This window comes from Mycobacterium sp. E3198 (assembly GCF_001667015.1).
Taxonomy (GTDB): Bacteria; Actinomycetota; Actinomycetes; order Mycobacteriales; family Mycobacteriaceae; genus Mycobacterium.
In genome coordinates this window covers 194,429-209,760 of record NZ_LZIS01000001.1, presented here as the reverse complement: position 1 = coordinate 209,760, position 15,332 = coordinate 194,429, and the positions used below count along the sequence as shown (strand labels likewise).

The 15,332-nt window shown below is 68.9% G+C and carries 16 protein-coding genes and 1 pseudogene; 6 read left to right on the top strand and 11 right to left on the bottom strand.

Annotation, left to right across the window (positions count from 1 at the left end):
- Positions 1-633: a TIGR03085 family metal-binding protein gene (locus tag A5673_RS01005; RefSeq protein WP_068226620.1), complete on the bottom strand. Its 633-nt coding sequence runs from the start codon at positions 631-633 to the stop codon at positions 1-3.
- Between the two features lie 92 nt (positions 634-725).
- Between A5673_RS01005 and htpG the strand changes: the two genes are divergently transcribed.
- Positions 726-2,657, top strand: a complete 1,932-nt coding sequence (htpG, locus tag A5673_RS01000) for a molecular chaperone HtpG (protein WP_068226619.1) — start codon at positions 726-728, stop codon at positions 2,655-2,657.
- Between the two features lie 89 nt (positions 2,658-2,746).
- Positions 2,747-2,977: a hypothetical protein gene (locus A5673_RS00995; RefSeq protein ID WP_068226618.1), complete on the top strand. Its 231-nt coding sequence runs from the start codon at positions 2,747-2,749 to the stop codon at positions 2,975-2,977.
- Between the two features lie 21 nt (positions 2,978-2,998).
- Here A5673_RS00995 and A5673_RS00990 read toward each other — a convergent pair whose 3' ends face one another.
- Entirely contained in the window at positions 2,999-3,718 is a 720-nt protein-coding gene (locus tag A5673_RS00990; RefSeq protein ID WP_068226617.1) for a GntR family transcriptional regulator, read from the bottom strand.
- Positions 3,719-3,795: 77 nt separating this feature from the next.
- Here A5673_RS00990 and A5673_RS00985 point away from each other — a divergent pair, with 77 nt between their 5' ends.
- On the top strand, positions 3,796-5,097 hold the full coding sequence (locus A5673_RS00985) for an MFS transporter (protein ID WP_068226616.1): 1,302 nt from the start codon (positions 3,796-3,798) through the stop codon (positions 5,095-5,097).
- A 17-nt stretch (positions 5,098-5,114) separates the two neighbouring features.
- Here A5673_RS00985 and A5673_RS00980 read toward each other — a convergent pair whose 3' ends face one another.
- Positions 5,115-6,137 carry a B12-binding domain-containing protein gene (locus A5673_RS00980; RefSeq protein ID WP_082958478.1) on the bottom strand — a complete coding sequence of 341 codons (1,023 nt, stop codon included), beginning with the start codon at positions 6,135-6,137 and terminating at the stop codon, positions 5,115-5,117.
- On the bottom strand, positions 6,125-7,420 hold the full coding sequence (locus A5673_RS00975) for a PP2C family protein-serine/threonine phosphatase (protein ID WP_068226615.1): 1,296 nt from the start codon (positions 7,418-7,420) through the stop codon (positions 6,125-6,127). Before A5673_RS00975 ends, A5673_RS00980 begins: the two co-directional genes overlap by 13 nt.
- Before the next feature lie 273 nt (positions 7,421-7,693).
- On the opposite strand from A5673_RS00975, the gene A5673_RS00970 reads away from it, so the two are divergent.
- Entirely contained in the window at positions 7,694-8,053 is a 360-nt protein-coding gene (locus A5673_RS00970) for a VOC family protein (RefSeq protein WP_082958482.1), read from the top strand.
- Here A5673_RS00970 and A5673_RS00965 read toward each other — a convergent pair.
- Together A5673_RS00965 and A5673_RS00960 are read right to left on the bottom strand one after the other, a co-directional pair.
- Positions 8,024-8,911, bottom strand: a complete 888-nt coding sequence (locus tag A5673_RS00965; protein WP_156747741.1) for a DMT family transporter — start codon at positions 8,909-8,911, stop codon at positions 8,024-8,026. The genes A5673_RS00970 and A5673_RS00965 overlap by 30 nt on opposite strands.
- A 103-nt stretch (positions 8,912-9,014) precedes the next feature.
- A complete protein-coding gene (locus tag A5673_RS00960) occupies positions 9,015-9,407 on the bottom strand; it encodes a DoxX-like family protein (RefSeq protein WP_068226613.1) in 393 nt (130 codons plus the stop codon).
- A 99-nt stretch (positions 9,408-9,506) separates the two neighbouring features.
- Between A5673_RS00960 and A5673_RS00955 the strand changes: the two genes are divergently transcribed.
- On the top strand, positions 9,507-10,682 hold the full coding sequence (locus tag A5673_RS00955) for a thiolase family protein (RefSeq protein ID WP_068226612.1): 1,176 nt from the start codon (positions 9,507-9,509) through the stop codon (positions 10,680-10,682).
- Here the strand turns inward: A5673_RS00955 and A5673_RS00950 are convergent.
- Positions 10,679-11,233, bottom strand: a complete 555-nt coding sequence (locus A5673_RS00950; protein WP_068226611.1) for a hypothetical protein — start codon at positions 11,231-11,233, stop codon at positions 10,679-10,681. The two genes, A5673_RS00955 and A5673_RS00950, sit on opposite strands and share 4 nt — an antisense overlap.
- A 180-nt stretch (positions 11,234-11,413) precedes the next feature.
- Between A5673_RS00950 and A5673_RS00945 the strand changes: the two genes are divergently transcribed.
- The gene (locus A5673_RS00945) at positions 11,414-12,160 is read left to right on the top strand and encodes a 3'(2'),5'-bisphosphate nucleotidase CysQ (protein ID WP_068226610.1); all 747 of its coding nucleotides are present in this window, start codon (positions 11,414-11,416) and stop codon (positions 12,158-12,160) included.
- 43 nt (positions 12,161-12,203) lie between these two features.
- On the opposite strand, the gene A5673_RS00940 is transcribed toward A5673_RS00945, so the two are convergent.
- The 4 genes and pseudogenes from A5673_RS00940 to A5673_RS00925 form a co-directional block, all read right to left on the bottom strand.
- On the bottom strand, positions 12,204-12,698 hold the full coding sequence (locus A5673_RS00940) for a hypothetical protein (RefSeq protein WP_231970775.1): 495 nt from the start codon (positions 12,696-12,698) through the stop codon (positions 12,204-12,206).
- Positions 12,699-13,700 (bottom strand): 4-hydroxy-2-oxovalerate aldolase, encoded by a 1,002-nt coding sequence (dmpG, locus tag A5673_RS00935; protein ID WP_068226609.1) that lies wholly within the window; start codon positions 13,698-13,700, stop codon positions 12,699-12,701.
- A pseudogene (locus tag A5673_RS00930) lies at positions 13,697-14,652 on the bottom strand (acetaldehyde dehydrogenase (acetylating)). The gene dmpG and the pseudogene A5673_RS00930 overlap by 4 nt, the downstream one beginning before the upstream one ends.
- Entirely contained in the window at positions 14,649-15,278 is a 630-nt protein-coding gene (locus A5673_RS00925) for a TetR/AcrR family transcriptional regulator (protein ID WP_068226608.1), read from the bottom strand. Before A5673_RS00925 ends, A5673_RS00930 begins: the two are co-directional and overlap by 4 nt.
- Positions 15,279-15,332: the final 54 nt, after the last annotated feature.

Genomic DNA, 15,332 nt, shown 5'->3' with positions numbered 1-15,332 from the left:
CTACAACCCCTTCGGCGCGTCGCGCACCGCCTGCACCGCTGCCGCTTCGCCGTCGAACTCGACCCGCGCCTCCCGGCCGACGGAGAACAGCAGCAGCTCCTCGGGCGCGCCGGTGACCACGACCGTCGTGCCGTGGAACTTGCCGGAGCCGGCGGTCAGCACCGTCTTTCCCTCCGGGATGCGCAGCGCCACCCGCCCGGGGACCTTCGCCAGCGTCAGGCGGGCCATCAGGGACAGCGTGTGGCGCAGCGACCGGCACAGCCCCTGCTCGAGCACTCGCGGCTCCCAGTCCGGCTGCGCGCGGCGCACATCCTCGTGGTGGATGAACATCTCGGCGACGTTGGCCACCGGGTCGAGCAGCTTGAACGGCGAGTAGACCGGCGGACCGGACGCGACCTTTCCCAGCAGCTCGTCCCAATCGTTCTTACCGGCCACTTCGTCCTGCACCTTGGCGGTATGGGAGGCGAAAAACGGGATCAGGATGCCCGGCGCGGCGTCGGGGCGGTACTCCCGAATCACCAGATGCGCCGCCAGGTCTCGGGCCGTCCAGCCTTCGCACAGGGTGGGCGCGTCCGGCCCGACGGCGCGCATGGTGTCGACGAGGGCGGCTCGTTCGCGTTGGGCAACGGTCATGGGTTCAGGGTAGGGCCAGCCCCTGCGCGTCGACCATGCGCATCTCGGTAAATTTGAGACGTCATGTCCAGGACGGGAACGTAGGGAATGTCATGAACGCACGTGTCGAGCAGTTGGAGTTCCAGGCCGAGGCCCGCCAGCTGCTGGATCTGATGGTTCACTCGGTCTACTCCAACAAGGATTCGTTTCTGCGGGAGTTGATCTCGAACGCCTCCGATGCGCTGGACAAGCTCCGGCTGGAAGCCTTCCGCAACAAAGACCTCGACGTCGACACCTCCGACCTGCACATCGAGATCGACGTCGACAAGACCGCCCGGACGCTGACCGTTCGCGACAACGGCATCGGGATGACGCGCGACGAGGTGGTAGACCTGATCGGCACGCTGGCCAAGTCCGGCACTGCCGAGCTGCGCCAGCAGCTGAGGGAGGCCAAGAACGCGGCCGCGTCCGAGGAACTGATCGGGCAGTTCGGCATCGGCTTCTACTCGAGCTTCATGGTCGCCGACAAGGTCGAGCTGCTGACGCGGAAGGCCGGCGAGAGCGACGCCACCCGGTGGGAGTCCAGCGGCGAGGGCACCTACACCATCGAATCGGTCGAGGGCGCACCCCAGGGCACCGCGGTGACCCTGCACCTCAAGCCCGAGGACGCCGAGGACGAGCTGCACGACTACACCGCGGAGTGGAAGATCCGGCACCTGGTCAAGAGGTACTCCGACTTCATCGCCTGGCCCATCCGGATGGAGGTGGAGACGCGCACCCCGGCCGACGATGGTGACGAGGAGACCGTCACCGTCGAAACCGAGACCCTCAACTCGATGAAGGCGCTGTGGGCCAGACCCAAGGACGAGGTCTCCGACGAGGAGTACAAGGAGTTCTACAAGCACATCGCGCACGCCTGGGACGACCCGCTCGAGGTGATCGCGATGAAGGCCGAGGGCACCTTCGAATACCAGGCGCTGCTGTTCATCCCGTCGCACGCGCCGTTCGACCTGTTCGACCGCGACTCCCACGTCGGGATCCAGTTGTACGTCAAGCGCGTGTTCATCATGGGCGACTGCGACCAGCTGCTGCCGAAATACCTGCGCTTCGTCAAGGGGGTCGTCGACGCACAGGACTTGTCGCTCAACGTGTCTCGCGAAATCCTGCAGCAGGACCGGCAGATCAACGCGATCCGCCGCCGGCTGACCAAAAAGGTGCTCACCACGATCAAGGAGCTGCAGTCCGAGCGGCCGGACGACTACCGCACCCTGTGGACCCAATTCGGCAGGGCCATCAAGGAGGGCCTGCTGTCGGACGCCGACAACAAGGAGATGTTGCTGCAGGTGTCGTCGTTCGCCTCCACCCACAGCGAGGACGAGGCCAGCACACTGGCCGAGTACGTGGAGCGGATGAAGGAGGGTCAGCAGCAGATCTTCTACGCCACCGGCGAGTCACGCCAGCAGCTGACGAAGTCGCCGCACCTGGAGGCCTTCAGGGCCAAGGGGTATGAGGTGCTGCTGCTCACCGACCCCGTCGACGAGGTGTGGGTCGGAGTGGTCGACGAGTTCGACGGCAAACCCCTGCAGTCGGTGGCCAGGGGCGAGGTCGACCTCGACTCCGAGGAGGGCAAGAGCGAGGCCGAGCGCGAGGAGCAGGAGAAGGAGTTCGCCGATCTGCTCGCCTGGCTGAAGGAGACGTTGAGCGAGCACGTCAAGGATGTGCGGCTCTCGACGCGATTGACCGAGTCGCCGGCCTGCCTGATCACCGACGCCTTCGGGATCACCCCGACCCTCGCGCGCCTCTACCGCGCCACCGGGCAGGACGTCCCGGTCGGCAAGCGGATCCTCGAACTCAACCCGAGCCACCCGCTGGTCACCGGCCTGCGGGACGCACACAAGAACGCGGACGACGACGCGGCCCGCACTCTGGCCGCCGAAACCGCCGAGCTGCTGTACGGCACGGCGCTGCTGGCGGAGGGCGGTGCGCTGGAGGATCCGGCGCGCTTTGCCGAGCTGCTCGCGGACCGGCTGGCCCGGACGATTTGAGCGCTCAACTGCGTCATTACGAATTTGCGCAATGGTCACAGCAAACACACACGTGATTGAAAACGCGGTGCGAGGGATAATCACATCTCATGGCCACGTTTCGAATTGTCGATCCACACGGCCAGATCGTGGCGACAAGGACCTTTGATCGCGCCGAGGACGCTCACGCGTGGTTCACCGAATCCATCGGCAGTTCCGAGCTGGGCTGGCGCATGGAGGTCGACGACGACGGGCAGTGGGCATTTTTCGACGACACCGAGGGGTTTACCGCCGTGGCGAGCCTTCGCCCGACGGTGGCCCGACGGCGAAATCCGCGTTAGCCGACCGGCGCGCTAAAAGCCTTACGGCACACGACCGTTCGCGTCCTCGGAAAGGAAGCGAAACAGCAATTCTCCGGTATCGAGTAGGTGCTTGCTCACCAGCGATTGCGCCAGCGCGACGTCGCGCCGGCGCACCGCGCTGAGCAGCGCCGCGTGTTCGCGGTCGGACTGCCCCTTGTGGGACGGCAGACCGAACTTGAGCCGCAGGTAGCGTTCGCCGCGCTCATGGAGCATCGCGATCATCGCGAACAGCTGCGGGCGCCCGGCCGGCTCGTAGAGGCTCATGTGAAAGGCCTCGTTGCGCACCACGTGCAGTGACGGCTCCGTTTCGGCCGCCGCCGCCGTGCACAGCGCCTCGGCGCGCTCCAGCGAGGCCGGCGTGTGGGCCGGGATCGCCAGCCCCAGGGCAAGACCCTCGAGCGCGGCGCGAATCTCATAGACTTCGCGCGCCTCATCTGCCGACAGCGGTGCGACGGTGGCGCCCTTGTTCATCTCGACCCTGGCCCAGCCCTCGCTCTCGAGCTGGCGCAGCGCCTCCCGGACCGGGATCGCGCTGACCGAGAAGTGCCGCGCGATGGCGTCCTGGCGAAGCGGCGCGCCGGGAGCCAGGGTGCCGTCGACGATCGCGGAGCGCAGCGCGTTGGCGATCAGGCGCGGCGTGCTGCCCCGTTCGGCGATCGACAGTGCCGAGGGGAGGGCGCCTAGTGCGTTGTCCGGGGAGGACTGGCTTGTTACGCTCATCACTATATTATATACAATGTGATGCGCGGCGGGCGTGAATCGCAGCGGTCGTTCAACCGTGTCAACGGAGGCGTCAGGTGACTTCTACGACGGAACGGGCCGGCCTCGCGCGGCACCGCACTCCGCTCAATCGTTCTCAGATCGCCGGGTTCTGGGGCGCGTGGACGGGCTGGACGCTCGATGGCATGGACTCGTTCATCTACGCGCTGGTGCTCACCCCCGCGCTGACCGAGTTGCTGCCGCGGTCGGGATTCGCGGCGACTTCGACGAATGTCGGTCTCGCGGGGTCGATCCTGTTCGCGCTGTTCCTGGTGGGCTGGGGCCTGTCGTTCATCTGGGGGCCGATTGCCGACCGCTTCGGGCGGACCAAGGTGCTGGCGGCGACCATCTTCACCTTCGCGATTTTCACCGGGCTTTCGGCCATGGCGCACAACGTGTGGGAACTCGCGACCTTCCGCTTCATCGCGGGTGTCGGAATCGGCGGCGAGTGGGCGCTGGCGGGAACCTACGTGGCCGAGGCGTGGCCCGAGGACCGGCGCAAGATGGGGGCGGGCTATCTGCAGACCGGCTACTACGCCGGGTTTTTCGTGGCGGCGGCGCTGAACTACACGGTTGGCGTGCATTTCGGTTGGCGCGCAATGTTTCTGACGGGTGCCGTGCCCGTCGTCGTCGCGATCCTGATCCTCACCCGCGTGAAGGAAACCGAGAAGTGGGAGAAGCTCGAGGCCGATCCCGCGCCCCGGGTGAAGCCGTTGCGCGAAATCCTCGGACCGCGCTACCGGCGGCGCACCTGGGTCGCGACCGCGTTGCTAACGATCGCGATCGTGGGCTTGTGGGCCGGCGCGGTCTACGAACCGACGGCCGTGATCCAACTGGCGCAGCACGCAGGGTTCGACAAGGGCGGCGCCACCAGAACGGCGTCGTGGGCCACCGGCCTGTTGTCCGTCGGCACCATCCTGGGCTGCCTGATCGTGCCGGTGCTGTCGGAGCGGATCGGGCGCAGGAAGACGCTCGCGATTTATTTTGCGGGAATGGCGGTTTCGATCGCCGGCAGCTTCGGTTGGGCGTTCTACCTGCCCAACGGGCTCGCGCCGTTCATCGCGTGGCTGTTCGTGCTGGGGTTCTTCGGCGGCAACTTCGCGATCTTCAGCCTGTGGTTGCCCGAGCAGTTCGAGACGCGCGTGCGCGCGACGGCGTTCGCCTTCTGCACCTCGTTCGGCCGCTTCGTCGGTGCCGGGGTGAACTTCCTGCTCGGCGCGGCGGTGCTGCGCACGCACACCCTGGGACTGCCGGTCGCGCTGACCGCGGTCGCCTTCGTCGTCGGGCTGTTCGTCATCCCGCTGGCGCCCGAAACCAGGGGCGAGGCGCTGCCCCAATAGGAGTGCGGCACAGCGCTTTAGGAGCCGAAGTGCGTCGCTACCAGCTCACCGGCCAGCGGGTACTCACGCAGCGCCGCGCCCAGCAGGCCGGTCAGTTCGCGCAGCATCATCTCGTCGCCGTCTCGGCTGCGGATCAGGTCGGCGATCCACGCCGCCGTCTCGCGGATCGGGCGGTGGTCGCCGGTCAGCAAGGCCGCCGATACGGCGTGCAGGATCTGGTGCAGTGCGTCGTCGGCGATGTCCATGACGCTGTGCAAGACATCGGCTTCGGGCGTGGTCACCGCGGCGACCAGCGACCAGCGCTCGCGCAACAGCGCGACCAGTCGGCGGTGGTCCTCCTCGAGCGCGGCCTGCTCGGCGGCCGCTTCGTCGGGCAGCGGCGCGGCCGGCTCGACGACCGCGGGCAGCGCCTCCATCGCCGCGATGGCACCCTGCGCGTCCGCCGCCCACGCCGTCGCGCCGAGCGCGCGGGCGCGCACGTCGTCGTCGCCAAAGGCGGGACCGCCGACCAGGATCGGCACGCCGACGGCGGTGCTCGCCTCGATGAACCGGCGGCAGGTCGGCAGCGATCCGAGCACCGAGCAGCTGACCGCGACGGCATCGGGTCCCAGGTCTTGAAGACGCTGATTGAGTCGAAGCGGGTTGGTCGACGCGCCCAGCAGCGTGGTGTCCCAGCCCGCCGCCCGTAAAGCGCAGTGGACGATCATCGCGGGCAATGCGTGCCATTCCCGTTCCGCGCAGGCCACGACGACGCTGCCGCGGGTGACGGGACGCTGTTGCACGTGCTCCTCCACGACCCTGGTCGCCGACAGGGCCATGGCGGTCGCGGCGTGCTCCTGTGCCACCGTCCATTCGCCCCGCTGCCAACGCCCGCCCACCTCGCGCTGCGCGGCGGCGACGACGTCGGTAAGTACCGACAGCGGCTCCACGCCGCCGGCCAGCATGTCCTGGACCAACTGGGTGATCGCCGCGGCATCGCCCCTACCGAGCGCGTGGTCGTAGCTCTGCAGCGGGTCCGCCGGGAGGCTCAACTGCCGCATGTCACCGCGAACAACGCCATGTCGTCGTGCGCGCGACCGTCGAGGTGCTCGATGACGTGCTGTTCGATGACCTCGCAAATCGCTTCCGGTCCCGCGCCGGCGTACGGGGGCAGCAGCGCGAGGAGCCGATCCACGCCGTACTGCCCGTCGGCGCCGAACGCCTCGTCGATGCCGTCGGTGAACATCAGCATGGTGTCGCCGCGGTCCAACTGGATCGTCACAGGTGTGTATGCGACCCGTGCGGCCATGCCCGCCGCGGTGCCGCCCACCTCGACCTCTTCCACCCGGCCGTCGGCGCGCAGCACGATCGGCTTCGGGTGACCGGCCGAGGCGAGGTCCATCCGCAGGCCACCGCCGGCGGGCCGCATCCGGGCGCACACCACCGTGACGAATTGCGCGGTGGCCTCGTCGCAGAGCACGCTGTTCAGTGCGCCGAGGACCGCCTCCGGACCGCGGTCGAAATGCGCTGCGGTGCGGATGCTTTGGCGCGCGCGGCCGTTCAAAGCGGCGGCGTCCACGCCCTTCCCGCACACGTCGCCCAGGCACAGCAGCCAGTCCCCGTCGGTGCCGTGCGCGTCGTAGAAGTCCCCGCCGATGTCGAGCTGTTCGGCCGCCGGGCGGTAGCGGGCCGCCAGGCGAACGCCATCGATTTGCGGCAGGGAGGGTGGCCGCAGGCTCTCCTGGATCACCGCGGCGATCCGTGCGCGCTCCTCGTAGAGGCGCGCGGAGTCCAGGGCCAGGGCGGCGCGTTCCGCCACGCGCCCGATGACGTCGAGATCGTCGTCGAAGGGGCGCCGCCCGCCGCCGCGCACCATGACCAGCGCGCCGAACGTCGTGCCCCGGGCCGTGAGCCCGACGGCCAGCACGTCCGCCGGCCGCAACGTGGCGGCCTCTTGCACCAGTCGCGGGTGCGGAATCATCGCGGTCAGGCTGGCCTCGGCGTCGGCGCCGAGGGCGACGTGGGCGAGCTCGGTGCGACCGGTCCGCAAAACGCGGCCCAGCCCGCCGAAGTCGACCGAGCGCTGGGAAACGACGGCATGAAATCCCGCGTCGTCGCCGCCGACCAAGAGCAGCCCACCGGTCTTGCTGTCCGGCAAGATCGCCACGGACCAGTCGGCCAACTCCGGACGGATCGTCGTCAGCAGCCGCAGCGCCGTGCGCCGCAGGTTGAGCGACCCGGCCAGCCCATGAGAAACCTTTTCGACCAGCTGGTCACAGTCAAGCACCGACAGCGCCGGCGCGGTTGGTGTTGTCGTTGTCTTTCTCGCAGATGCCTGAGTCATGCGCGCAGCACCACACTTCCCGCCCCTGAACAGGCGTAAACCGTTCGCCTCGGTGGTTCGGAATAGACGCCGCGCTTCAGATTTGTAGTCAGGCATCCCGGGCTGCGATCTCAACCCCTGATCGCCAATGTATCTCATACCGGCGGTAATGGCGCGATCAGCGCACGCCCCGCCGCGACCCATGACCACACCAATGGCTAAACGTCGGGTGGCCAGCGGTTTGCGGATGGAGCATCACGACGGCACCGCGTGCCACTCTGGGGTGTGCCCGAAATCGTTTTCCACTCCGTGTCGCCGATCGTGCCGGTCCGGGACCTCGACGTCGCCCTGGACCGCTACCGCCGTCTCGGGTTCGACGCCCGGGCCTACCGGGGCCCCGAGCGCTACGGGTTCGCGGACCGTGGTGCCGTGTCGATTCACCTCACCGAATGGGCCGAGCACGATCCGCTGCGCACGGCGTCGAGCGTCTACCTCTACGTGAGCGACGCCGACGCGCTGCACGCGGAATGGGCCGCGCTGGAGGACCTCGCCGGCCGGCTCACCGAACCGGACGATACGCCTTACGGCTCAAGGGAATTCGCCTACGTCGATCCGGACGGCACGCTACACCGCATCGGCTCGCGGCTGAGCTGACTGCGGCGCCCCGGTGGCCTGGCTGTGCGCGAGCGCGATCGTCGCTGCGGCCATGACGGCGACCGAGAGCCCGAGGGCGACCAGCCCGATGCTGTTGGCGCGCAGCGTCTCACCCAGCACGATGACGCCGAGCGCCGATCCCACGACGGGCTCGGCGACGGTCACCGCGGGTAGCGACGCGGTGAGCGGGCCGGCGCGAAAGGCCGACTGCTCCCACGCCGTGGCGGCGATGGCCAGCACCGCCCAGACGTACAGCTCGGGGAGGCGCAGCAGCGCGGGGATGCCGCGGTCGAGCTGGTCGACCACGCCCTTGGTCAGCACCGAGAACAGGCCCCACAGCGAGCCGGACATCAGCCCCAGCAACAGCGCGCCGACCGACGCGGAGAGCACGCGAAAGCCGATCACGCAGAGGATCAGCGCCGGCCCCATGATCAGGCCGACGACGACCCATGTCTTCACCGACCCGCGCGGGCTGCCGGCCTGCGGGTCGCCGACCGTGACCACCACCGCGACGGCCGCGACGAGCAGCGTGGCCCAAATCGCTTGCCACCGCGAGATCCTGCGGTGGTTGACCCGCGCGCTGATGAGCAGTGCGAACAGCAGGGAGGTCACCGACAGTGCCTGCACGAGCACCACCGAACCCAGGCCCAACGCGGCGGCCTGCAGGCCGAAGCCGGCGGCGGCCACCAGGCTGCCCGCCCACCATCGCCGATCGCGCAGCAGCCGACGAAACAGGGCGAAGGTGCCGACGGGCTTGTCGGTGACCTGCTGGGCCGATCGCTGTTCGAGGACGTCCCCGATGCCGATCATGAAGGCGGCGCCGATCGCGAGCGCAACCGCGATGCCCGTCGTGCTCAAGGGGAACCTCCTGTCGGATCGCTCGCGCCGAGCGTGAAGCTACAGCGAAAAACTAGCCGGGAATTCGCAGTGAGTTCACGCTCGGTGAATCACAACCGAAGCGTCAGCTGTTGCGCCTGATTTTGAGCGCGGTGGTGATCATCGGGATCTGCAGCGGCAGCCGGGCCAGCGCGGCGATGCGCATCGGCCAGGGCTTGTCCCACCACAACCGGCACATGTTGACGTTGGCCGGGAAAACCCCGACGAACAGCAGGACGGCCGCCAGCGCGGCCAGCCGCCGCGTGCGTCGGGGGACCAGCAGCGCGCCGACGGCTATCTCGGCCACGCCCGATGCGTACGTATAGAGCCGTGCGTCGCCGGGCAGCTCGGGGGGAACGATCGTGTCGAAGGGTTTCGGCGCCAGGAAGTGGACGGTGCCGATGCCCATCAGCATGGCCGCAACGCGGTATGCGGCCGTTTGGGTGGTATCACGCGCAAGGAGGGGTGTGGTCGCCATTGCGCGAGCGTAGCGGCACCTGGGGCATTCCGGATTGGGCCGTGGCGTTACACTTGAGCGGATTCCCGTAAACCTGACCCCCAACAGTTCGAGGTAGACATGGCCACACCTGTGATCGTCGGAGCCACCAGGACGGCAATCGGCCGCTCCTTCAAGGGCGCCCTCGTCAACACGCCGCCCGAGACGCTGATCACCACGGTGCTGCCCGAGGTGGTGCGCAGGTCCGGCATCGACCCGTCGGCCATCGACGACATCATCTTCGCCGAATCGCACTACGGCGGAGGGGATTTGGCGCGCTACGCGGCCGCCGCGACCGGCATGGAGGACATCCCGGGCCAGGCGGTCAACCGGCACTGCGCCGGCAGCCTGACCGCCATCGGCAATGCGGCGGCGCAGATCGGCTCCGGCATGGAGCGGGTGCTCATCGCCGGTGGCGTGCAGTCGCTGTCGATGACGCCGTTGATGAATCAGCGCATTCCCGGGCCCGAGCTGAAGTTCGAGGAGCGCTGGCTGCCGCCCACCCACGTCGAGACGCCGGACGCGCCGACCAAGGACATGTCGATCACGGTGGGCTGGAACACCGCCCAGACCGTCGGCATCACCCGCGAGGAGATGGACGCCTGGGCGGCCCGGTCGCATGAGCGCGCCATCGCGGCCATGGACGCCGGGAAGTTCCTCGACGAGATCGTTCCGCTGAAGATCACCCAGCTCGACGGTTCGGTGACCGACTTCTCCGTCGACGAGCATCCCCGGCGCGACACCACCATCGAGAAGCTCGCCGCACTCAAGGTGCTGCACCCCGAGATCGAGGGATTCTCGATCACGGCGGGCAACAGCAGCGGCACCAACGACGCCGCGGCAGCGGTCGCGTTGGTCGACCGCGACTACGCGCTCGCAGAGAAGCTGAACGTGATGGGCACGGTCCGGGCGTGGGCCGCCGTGGGTGTGCCACCGCGGGACTGCGGGCTCGGTGCGGTCAAGGTGATCGGCAAGGTGCTGCAGCGGGCCGGGATCTCGGTCGACGACGTCGCGCTATGGGAGATCAACGAGGCTTTCGCCTCCGTGCCGATCGCGGCGTGCCGCGAGTACGGCATCGACGAGGAGAAGGTCAATTTCTCCGGCAGCGGCTGCAGCCTCGGCCACCCCATCGCGGCCTCGGGCGCGCGCATGGTCACCACCCTGACCTATGAGCTGGCCCGCCGGGGCGGCGGCATCGGCGTCGCGGCGATGTGCGCGGGCGGCGGCCAGGGCGGCGCGGTCGTCGTCCAGGTCTAGTTACAGAACGTGTAGCCGATGAACTGGGCGTCACGGCTGTTGCCCGAGTAGTTGGCGTAATGCACTGCGGGCATTCCGTTGTACTGGGTGTTCAGTTTCTGGGCGGTCGGCGGTGGGGTCGCCTTGGGGAAGGCCAGCACCAGGTCGGCGAAGATCTTCAGCCCCGCCTGGCAGATCGCATCGGGCCGCGGGGGCTGGGCGTTCCACGCATGGACGACGACCGGGTCGGTGAGCTGATACCCGGCCGCGCAGTTCGGCTCGCAGATCTTGAACACGGCCGTTCCGGTCCCGTCGGCGCCCTGCGGTCCCCAGGACGTCCACGACATGTCTTGCAGCGCAACGGCTACGCTCGCGCACCCCAGAACGTTGAGCTTTTTCGGACGCTCCACCGGCGGAACCGAGGGGTTGTAGCAGCCCGGGATGGCGAAGTATGTCGGCGGGGGCGGTGGGGTAGCGGGCTGGGGCGGTGCGCCGTGGTGGCCGCCGATCAGTTTCGCCGCGGCGAAACCGAGCGCACCGATCAGGACCACGGCCACGACGACGCCGGCCATTCCCAGGTGTCCCCCCGGAAACCGCAACCTGCTCGATGATGAGACGTTGCCCCCGCTCACCTCACCAGGTTATGGCAGAAATGCGGGCCGGGGTGGCGACTGCCGTAAAGATTTCACGGCACGGTAAAGTTGGTCAAGACTACCAACTTATTCGGGTTACTTCTGATTTACGGAGAGCGGATGAACGACGATCACGCGCTGGCCGCGCGCCTGGCCACCGAGGCGGGGCGGCTGCTGCTTACGGTTCGGGAGGAATTCGCAGACGCCGACGCCCGTGAGCGGAAAGCGGCGGGGGACAAGCGATCCCACGACTTCCTGATGGAGGCACTGGCCGGCGAGCGGCCCGACGACGCGGTGCTCTCGGAGGAGGGCGCCGACGACCCGGTGCGGTTGCGTTCGGAGCGGGTGTGGATCGTCGATCCGCTGGACGGCACGCGGGAATTCTCGGAGCTCGGGCGCGACGACTGGGCGGTGCACGTCGCGCTCTGGCAGGCCGGCGAGCTCGTCGCGGGCGCGGTGGCGCTGCCCGCCCAGGGCGCCACGCTGGCGACCCCGTACGTCGCCGCGCCGCCCGCCGCCCCCGACCAGCTGCGCATCGTCGTCTCCCGCACCCGGCCGCCCGCCATCGCGCTGTCCGTGCGCGACGCGCTGGGCGGCGTCCTGGTCGAAATGGGTTCCGCCGGAGCCAAAGTGGCGTCGATCGTCCAGGGTTTGTCCGACGTGTACGTGCACGCCGGCGGCCAGTTCGAATGGGACTCGGCCGCCCCGGTCGCGGTGGCCCGGGCCGCCGGCCTGCACACGTCGCGCATCGACGGGTCGGCGCTGGCCTACAACCAACCCGACCCGAAACTGCCCGACCTGGTGGTGTGCCGGCCCGAGCTCGCCGCGCGGGTCCTCGCGGTCACCTCGGCGCCCAACGTGGAGTAGTTGCGCCGCTCGGGCCGATTTCTCGCAACAGCTCGACGCTCGGCTAGATGCGATGGCGGCGCCGGCGCCCCTTCGCCTCCTCGGTCCACTCCTGCTCGATCCGTCCGATTTCGAGCGAGAGCAGCGCGAGAGTCGGGTTGTCGCAATGGACTTCGTGGGCGCTGCGGAATTCGGCCGCCTCGCCCGTGGTCGGCAGGTACGGTCGCAAGCCCTCGAACCACTCGTCGCCGACGACATTGGGCGGATCGCCGGAACGGGGGCCGCACGCCCACTGCCGGTAGGTGTCCCGCGCCTCGGCCAGGCCGCTGCGCCAGCGTCGGATCGCGTCGCAGCGCTGCGAGTGCACCTGCATGTTCATCTGATGCTTGTGGTTGCTGCCGTGCACCATTCCCGGGAGCAAGTTGTCGGCGGCGGACCTCGCGACGCCCGCGATGCCCATGGCCGACGCGCCCACGACAGTCCCGACCAGGCCCATCGTCATCATGTCCATGCGCCGATCGTTGCATCCCCGGGCGGTGGCGACCAGGGGACGACGCATTCAGCGCGATCCGGTGAGGTCGAGGGCGATGTCGACGAGCATGTCCTCCTGGCCGCCCACCATGCCGCGCCGCCCGGCCTCTTCCAGCAGCGTGCGCGCGTCGATGTCGAACTGGGCTGCGGCGGCCTCCGCGTGCCGCAAAAAACTGGAGTAGACGCCGGCATAGCCCAGGGTCAGCGTTTCCCGGTCGACCCGCACCGGCCGGTCCTGCAGCGGCCGGACCAGGTCGTCGGCCGCATCCTGCAGCCGGTGCAGGTCGCAGCCGTGCTCCCAGCCGAGCCGGGAGGCAGCGGCGACGAACACCTCGAGCGGCGCGTTCCCCGCACCCGCGCCCATGCCCGCCAGGGACGCGTCGACGCGGCAGGCGCCGTGCTCGACGGCGGCGATCGAGTTGGCCACACCCAGCGACAGGTTGTGGTGCGCGTGGATGCCGATTTCCGTTGTCGGCAACAACCTTTGGCGCAGCGCCTCGACCCGGTCGGCGACGTCGCGCATCGTCATGGCGCCACCGGAATCGACGACGTAGACGCAGCCGGCCCCATAGCCCTGCATCAGCTCGGCTTGCTCGGCGAGGCGGGCCGGGGTGGTCAGGTGGCTCATCATGAGGAAGCCGACGGCGTCCATGCCGAGGTCGCGGGCGGCGGCGAGGTAGGGGGCCGAGATGTCCGCCTCGGTGCAATGGGTCCCGACGCGTACGACGGTCGCGCCGGCGCGATGCGCGTCCCTGAGGTTGCGCAGGCTGCCCACACCGGGCAGGAGGAGCGTCGCGACGCGTGCGTTCTCGACGGTCCCGGCCACGGCCTCGATCCACTCCAGGTCGGTGTGCGCGCCGAACCCGTACACGCAGCTCGAACCCGCCAGCCCGTCGCCGTGGGCGACCTCGATCGAGTCGACGCCCGCCGCGTCGAGGGCGCGCGCGATGGTGATCGCCTGCTCGACGCTGTACCGGTGGCGCACCGCGTGCATGCCGTCGCGTAGGGTGACGTCGCTGACGTAGATCATGTTGTGGCTCTCGCGGTTTCGGTCGCGTGCCGGGCGATGCGCTCCGCGGCGGCCTTGGCGGCCGACGTCATGATGTCGAGGTTTCCGGCGTAGGCGGGCAGGTAGTGCGCGGAACCGGCGACTTCCAGCAGCACTGTGACGCGGGTTCCGGTGAATTTGCCGGTCTCGGGGATGTAGAGCGGGGTGTCGTGGTCGAACCGCTCAAACTGCACCCCCTGCTTGAGCCGGTAGCCGGGCACGTACGTGGCGACCCGGTCAACCATCTCGAGGATTTCTTCCTCGATCCTGCGATGGTCGGGCGCCCCGTCGACGAGGCAGTACACCGTGTTGCGCATGAGCACCGGGGGTTCGGCGGGGTTGAGGACGATCACGGCCTGCCGCGCTGCGCGCCGCCGACGACTTCGAGCGCGGTGGCGGTGGTCTCGATGAACTCGTCGATGTTGGCCCGGGTGCCCGGGCCCGCGGATTTCGCCGAGATCGACGAGACGATCTCGGCGTAGGAAACGATCCCCGCGTTGCCGACGGCGGCGACGATCGGCACCGTCGCCTGGCCGCCGCAGGTCACCATGTTGAGGTTGGGCGCGTCGAGGTGATCGTCGAGGTTGACCACCGGCACGCAGAACGGGCCGATCGACGCGGGGGTCAGGTCGAGCATGCGTATCCCTTTGTCCCGCAACGCCGCCCAGTTGTCTCGATGCGCGATGGCCGAGGTGGCATCGAAGGCCAGCTTGATGCCGCCGAACTCCGGCATGGCCAGCAGGCCCTCGACGCCGCCGGCGGTGGTCGGCACACCGAGCCGCCGCGCCCGGGCCAGGCCGTCCGAACCGGGGTCGACGCCGACCACGGCGCCCACGGTGAGCGGGCCGTCGCTGCGCAGGATTTTGAGCATCAGGTCGGTGCCGATGTTGCCCGAACCGATGATCGCCACCGGCCACCGCTCGGCGCCAGTCATTTCGCGTCCTCGCCGGCCATCCGCAGCGCGCTGTCGTAGAGGGTGTTCGCGTGCAACTCGAACAGCGCCAGCAGGTCGACCGAGTCACCGCCGATCTCTTTTGCGACGAACAGGCCGTCACCCCCGGCGAGGGCGTAGGTGGCCAACTGGTGGACCTGCGCGTCGGTCAGCCCCGGGACGAGGTCCCGGACGGCAAGCGTGAGCGTCTCGAACGCCTGGGCGCGCACGGCGAGGAACATGGCGCGCGCCCGCGGCTCGACCGGCCGGCGCTCCAGCGCGAGCATCAGCCCGAGCCGCAGGAAGTCGGGGGAGTCGAGCAGCGCCTTGGCGATCTGCATGACCATCGAGACGAGCCGCTCGCGCCCGCTTCCCTCGTCCGGCATCGTCCACGCCGAAAGCCAGTGGGCGAAGCTGCGTTCGATGACCGCGGCGATCAGGTCGTCCTTGTCCTTGAAGTGCCAGTAGATGGAACTGGCCGGCAGGCCGCACTTGGCGCTGACCAGCCCGATGCTGGTGCCCTCGTAGCCGCGCTCGCTGGCGATCTGGGTGGCCGCATCGAGGATGCGGGTCCGGGACGCCTCGCCGTCGAGGCGGCGGCGGCGTTGCGGCTTGTCTTTCGTGGCCACTGAAACTCCCTGGCGATCAGCTCTTGACTCTATAGTGATCATTACATTACCGTA

Coding starts and splice junctions, on each gene's coding strand:
- A5673_RS00945 (WP_068226610.1), top strand. CDS start 11,414: ATGAACGACGATCACGCGCTGGCCGCGCGCCTGGCCACCGAGGCGGGG.
- A5673_RS00960 (WP_068226613.1), bottom strand. CDS start 9,407: ATGGCGACCACACCCCTCCTTGCGCGTGATACCACCCAAACGGCCGCA.
- A5673_RS00990 (WP_068226617.1), bottom strand. CDS start 3,718: ATGAGCGTAACAAGCCAGTCCTCCCCGGACAACGCACTAGGCGCCCTC.
- A5673_RS00950 (WP_068226611.1), bottom strand. CDS start 11,233: ATGGCCGGCGTCGTCGTGGCCGTGGTCCTGATCGGTGCGCTCGGTTTC.
- A5673_RS00940 (WP_231970775.1), bottom strand. CDS start 12,698: ATGCGTCGTCCCCTGGTCGCCACCGCCCGGGGATGCAACGATCGGCGC.
- A5673_RS00980 (WP_082958478.1), bottom strand. CDS start 6,137: ATGCGGCAGTTGAGCCTCCCGGCGGACCCGCTGCAGAGCTACGACCAC.
- dmpG (WP_068226609.1), bottom strand. CDS start 13,700: ATGATCTACGTCAGCGACGTCACCCTACGCGACGGCATGCACGCGGTG.
- A5673_RS00975 (WP_068226615.1), bottom strand. CDS start 7,420: ATGACTCAGGCATCTGCGAGAAAGACAACGACAACACCAACCGCGCCG.
- htpG (WP_068226619.1), top strand. CDS start 726: ATGAACGCACGTGTCGAGCAGTTGGAGTTCCAGGCCGAGGCCCGCCAG.
- A5673_RS01005 (WP_068226620.1), bottom strand. CDS start 633: ATGACCGTTGCCCAACGCGAACGAGCCGCCCTCGTCGACACCATGCGC.
- A5673_RS00995 (WP_068226618.1), top strand. CDS start 2,747: ATGGCCACGTTTCGAATTGTCGATCCACACGGCCAGATCGTGGCGACA.
- A5673_RS00955 (WP_068226612.1), top strand. CDS start 9,507: ATGGCCACACCTGTGATCGTCGGAGCCACCAGGACGGCAATCGGCCGC.